General features: G+C 53.7%; 3 protein-coding genes. 1 reads left to right on the top strand and 2 read right to left on the bottom strand.

The features are described 5' to 3' along the window. Positions 1-1,694, top strand: a 1,694-nt coding sequence (locus NZ823_15325) for a S8 family serine peptidase (protein MCS6806501.1), incomplete at its 5' end; no start/stop codon positions are given. Positions 1,695-2,604: 910 nt separating this feature from the next. On the opposite strand, the gene NZ823_15320 is transcribed toward NZ823_15325, so the two are convergent. Next, positions 2,605-3,510 carry a hypothetical protein gene (locus NZ823_15320; GenBank protein MCS6806500.1) on the bottom strand — a complete coding sequence of 302 codons (906 nt, stop codon included), beginning with the start codon at positions 3,508-3,510 and terminating at the stop codon, positions 2,605-2,607. Between the two features lie 65 nt (positions 3,511-3,575). After that, the gene (locus tag NZ823_15315; GenBank protein MCS6806499.1) at positions 3,576-4,778 is read right to left on the bottom strand and encodes a hypothetical protein; all 1,203 of its coding nucleotides are present in this window, start codon (positions 4,776-4,778) and stop codon (positions 3,576-3,578) included. Between the last annotated feature and the right edge of the window lie 32 nt (positions 4,779-4,810).

Raw genomic sequence — 4,810 nt, 5'->3', positions numbered from 1 at the left:
TGCCTGCCATCCGCGCTGAGCGCCAACAAGCTCCGTACATTCCCGATGAGATCATCATCGGTTTCCGACCCGATGTCGCGTTGCCGATGGGGAACGTGAGCAAAGTTGGGTCGGCTGATTTGACGAATGCGGCGCTTGTGTCGCTTGACCAAATAGCCGATGTGATACAGATCGAACGGTTAGCGCCGGTTTTACCCTCACACACCAATCCGCCGCGCCATGTGACCCGCCATAAGCAACAGACGCAACCGGCCACCACAGCCGACATCGCCGCGATCTTCGCTGAGTATGGGATAGACCGCATGGCCGTCGTTCGATTGGCCAAGCCGATGGACATTCCTCAACTGGCGGCTGAGTTAATGCAGCAGTACCCCGATCTGATCGAATTTGCCGAGCCGAATTACCTGCATGCGCCGGCGCTCCGTCCGAACGACCCGTTGTTTTCTTCGCAGTGGTACTTGACCACCATCCAGGCGCCGGCAGCGTGGGATGTGACTACGGGTGACGCAGGCGTCGTCGTTGCTGTTATTGACACGGGCATCTCGCCACATGTAGACCTGGACACGAAGCGCTTTCGCAATCTGCAAGAGGTGCCCGGCAACGGCATTGATGATGACAGTAACGGATTCGTTGATGACGTCTCCGGCTGGGATTTCTTCAGCGGTGATAACAATCCGCTTGAGGAAAGTAGCGTACATGGAACGCCGGTCAGCGGCGTGATTGCCGCAGCGACCAATAATCAGCGGCATGTGGCCGGCGTCAGTTGGGCCTCGCCCATCTTGCCGCTTCGCGCCTGTTGCACGGCTGACGGATACTTTTCCACCAGCGCCGAGATTCGCGCCATCAATTATGCCACCTTGATGTCCACGCAGGGCGTGCGCGTGATCAACATGAGCTTTGGCGGCGCAGGCCGCAGCAGCGGCGTCTTGCGAGCGATTCAAGCGGCCGGCGCAGCAAAAATCCTATGCGTCGCCTCAGCCGGCAATGAGGCGAGCGACAACGATGTTGAGCAGCACTATCCGTCCGGATTCGAGACGGAAACCGACAATGTGCTCGGTGTGGCGGCGACTAATGCCAGTGATCGGCTGTCTAGCTACTCGAACTATGGACTCAGCGTGGGCGTGGCAGCGCCGGGCGACGCCATCCGCGCCATTATGCCGGGCAATACCTCAACTAGCCAGTACGGCACATCGTTTTCTGCGCCGATTGTTTCTGGTATCGCGGCGCTGATCTACAGCCGATTTCCTGCGAGCACGCCGCTGCAAGTGCGTGGCCGGATCATCGGCAATGTGGACCCGGTGGCTGCGTTAAAAGGCAAAGTCCTATCAGAAGGTCGCGTCAACGCGGCTCGCGTCTTTGAAGTGGACGAGGTTCCACCGGCGCCGATCACCGACATGCGCGTCATTACCGGCCAGAGCGGACCCATGTTGACGTGGACGGCGACCGGCGATGACGGTGAGCAGGGCCGCGCGTCATTTTATGACATCCGCTACCTGTCGCAGCCAATCACGCCGGAGAACTTTCGCTTCGCGCGAAAGTGGTTTACGACACACCGGCCTGCTCCGGCTGGCACTACAGAAACGCTGCCGCTTTCTGACAGTTTCCCAACGGGCCGCTACTACGTTTTGATTCGCGTGCTGGATAATGTCGGCAATGTTGCCGAAGCCAACCAGGTCGAAGTGATCAAAGAATGAACCGCGCGGCGGCGGATGATTGGTTGCTGCCTCTGCTGTTGGAAGTTTTTCATTGAACTTGTTGACGGCGCTAATTCTTGGCAGATGATTATACCAGTAGTCCAGAGGAAGGCCATGTTTGATGGAGCGAATGAAGCGCAGAAGAACGTCCCATGGCATTACTCAGGCTACTCAGTCGCCCGATGGAGCAAGCAGCGTAATCGGCAAGCAGCAGAACGTCCCAAACAGCAGTCTCCGATTTTCTCCGGGCATTGGTATGAGGCCGTTCTTTTATAGCGATGTGCAGGTGCATTGACCGAACAGAGCAATAGACATTGATGTGAAGCCGTTTTCTCTGTCGCCAATTTCGATGCCGACTATTTGGGCAGTACCAATCCATGTGCAAGCCACTCTAAGTAACGTGACAAAAGTTCGTGGCGTTTTTGGAGTGCTGCGACGTGGCGCAGCTTTTCAAAGCGGTGACACATCATCGCACTGCAAAAACCGCCCTCACTCCATGCCATTGGCTTTGAAAAGCCGATGGCATGAAGTTAAGCCTAGAGGGTTGCGACTGCCTTTGGAGTGCTGCGACGTGGCGCAGCTTTTCAAAGCGGTGACACGTCACCGCACTCCAAAACGTCCCGTCCCTCCAACCCATCCCCCAAAATGTCCCGGAACTTTTGTCCACCTACTTAGCGATTATCTTACCCATCCATATCGCTCTCCGGATTACCGGTCGGGTTAAGATAGTTTATTACTGATAGCGGCGCATTGGGACCTCGATGAGGCATGCTAATCCCATGCCCCACCTCGTGACCTTGGGTGTGTTTGATACCTTCATCATCAAGTGTATCCGGAATGTCCGGGTGATAAGTCGGCGGGCTCGCCAAGCGAGTAGTCTTGTCGTCCATTTGCACTCCATGAAACACCTTCATCGCTTCTGAAGCCGTTGCTTCGCCACTTCGATCCTTCCTCGGATCAATTCAATTATATGGTCCTTATTTTGACCCATTGCCCAGTACTTGAGTCTAACGACGTCAGCACCCGACTCCAGCAGGTCTATCGCTTTCTGGTCATACTTGATAGCCTGCACGTAGTCGCCTGTGTCAAAATGGATGCGACCAAGTAAGCTATAAGCGGCTGAGCTCTTTGGATAGACAGCAAGCAACTCCTTTAGCTTGGTAACTGCCTTGTCATAATCTTTGCTGAGATAGGCGCGCGCGGCAGCTCGATAGATTATTTCCAGTTCATCTTCAATGGTAGTCGGTTTCCTAAATTCAAATTTGAAGCTTGTGCCATGCACCATTACCCTTCTGCCTGACCGTTCGAGGAGTTGCTGAAGTTCCGGCGGGACAACGTAAGTTACCTCAAACTCATAATGGCCCGGTAGGAGCGTCGAACCATTGGCCAATAGCAAATTCCACTCAGTCGAAATCGTTCCATGAGGTGCCAGTTTTGTTGCATTCTCAATCTGGGCTGATCGCTTAAACTCCCTCCCTTGGTAAACCGGTCCTGGCTTAAACCTCAGCATTGGTCTGACCTTCTTATTCGGCGTTTCGAGCCATCGGAAAGCGAAATGCTCAGTCACGTTCGTTTCTGGCAAACTAAGCAATACCTCATCAGCCGCATAGTTCATCAAGCTGATTCCAAACCTTAGTTCTTCGCCAGTGTAATAGATTGCCCGGGTCGAACTGCGGGCTGGAATGGCGAATGTTTCCCCTAAGTGATCAACTGCGGAAATGCTCATATCAATGCTGACTTGATTAAAACCACGACCAAAGGCGAAGGAAAACAAAGCCAGCAGCATGCAGAATGCAAACGACTTGATTCTCATCATAACCGACCTCCGGGTTCTAGCTGTGCTCAAAAGACGGTAATCAACTGTATCTTTTCCAGGTTTGTTTATTTCAGTCGCAACCACGGGATGATATCTAATCCCTCATGATAATTATGAGGCAGATCGTTCCACCTCTGCTTCCACGCTTCCGTATCAGCCCCCGGAGTAATATAGTTGATTATCATAACCGACGGAGGCGGTGGCGGATTAACTGAATAATCGCGATCAACCATGTTAATCCCATGCCCTACTTCATGTCCAAGGACATGTTGAATGCCAGCATTATCAAGTGGGTCTACAATGAACCGGCCGATATTGTCTGGGCTGGCCCACCGAATACTCTGGATATATATTTCGATGCGATCTGTGTTGTTAGGCGTCCAAGGCTGTGCCCGAGGAGGCAGGTTCTGTCCATAACAACAGTCACGAAACTCTTCGATCCTGAAAACGGTCAAGCACCGCTGATCAGTACCAGGTATGGGGCCACCATAACCAGAATTGCTACGATTAAAGTTAGTTCTACGGTTTGCATCCTTTCCAGCGTTCGTGACCCTATGCTTCGGAAAGGGGAGATTCGTTGCATCATACATGTGATCACGAAACACATCGCTCCAAATGAAGAGGTCTTTGTTTAACGGATTCGTTCTTCGATGATTCCCACGAACGACGAATCCGCGGTATTCCTCATAAGCGGATAAATTATCGCCGTCAATCCCGTTGGTCGTCGAAGGATATGGATCATCATCAGAGGCCGGCAGAATGCCTGCCGGATCAATCCAATTCCCATCCGCGTCCGGCCACCCGCCGTCCGGCAGTAAGTTGCCATCATTATCTTGCCGAATCCGCAGCACAGCCGAGCCATCAGGCCCGCTCACCGCAAAGATGGTCGTAAACCCACCGTAATCGTAACACTGCAACGTCCGCCGATTCCTCAATCCACCATCGTAGATAAATCCTTTCGGCTCGCTCGCCATCCAGGAATCCACCTGCGTGCTCGTTCCATAGTTCATCGCCACACCACGAAACGCCGATGTATTGGCCCCACCCCCGGAGGTGCTCGTTGACCGAACGATCAACATGGAGCTGTGAGGGCATCTCGGCCACGTGCCACTTCGAATTTGGCTGCCGCCTCGGTTGTGAGTGACGGGCATGGAGACAAATCGCATCATGAGGATCAATCCCCAGCGTGAGCCTCGGCGGGCGATTCGATGATACCACCACTGACGCTGAGCGCGAAAGCCGCGCCGGCCCCGCATCTGTGGCTTCATACCTCCCTCCTTGTTCGTTTTCCTGTGGCGCG

Source organism: Blastocatellia bacterium, from assembly GCA_025054955.1.
GTDB lineage: Bacteria > Acidobacteriota > Blastocatellia > HR10 > J050 > JANWZE01.
The sequence above is the reverse complement of the archived record's forward strand: the minus strand, read 5'-3'. Positions and strand labels throughout refer to the sequence as shown.

What these genes read in the sequence shown, in the direction of transcription:
- NZ823_15320 (MCS6806500.1), bottom strand. Translation starts at nt 3,510, where the DNA reads ATGATGAGAATCAAGTCGTTTGCATTCTGCATGCTGCTGGCTTTGTTT.
- NZ823_15315 (MCS6806499.1), bottom strand. Translation starts at nt 4,778, where the DNA reads ATGAAGCCACAGATGCGGGGCCGGCGCGGCTTTCGCGCTCAGCGTCAG.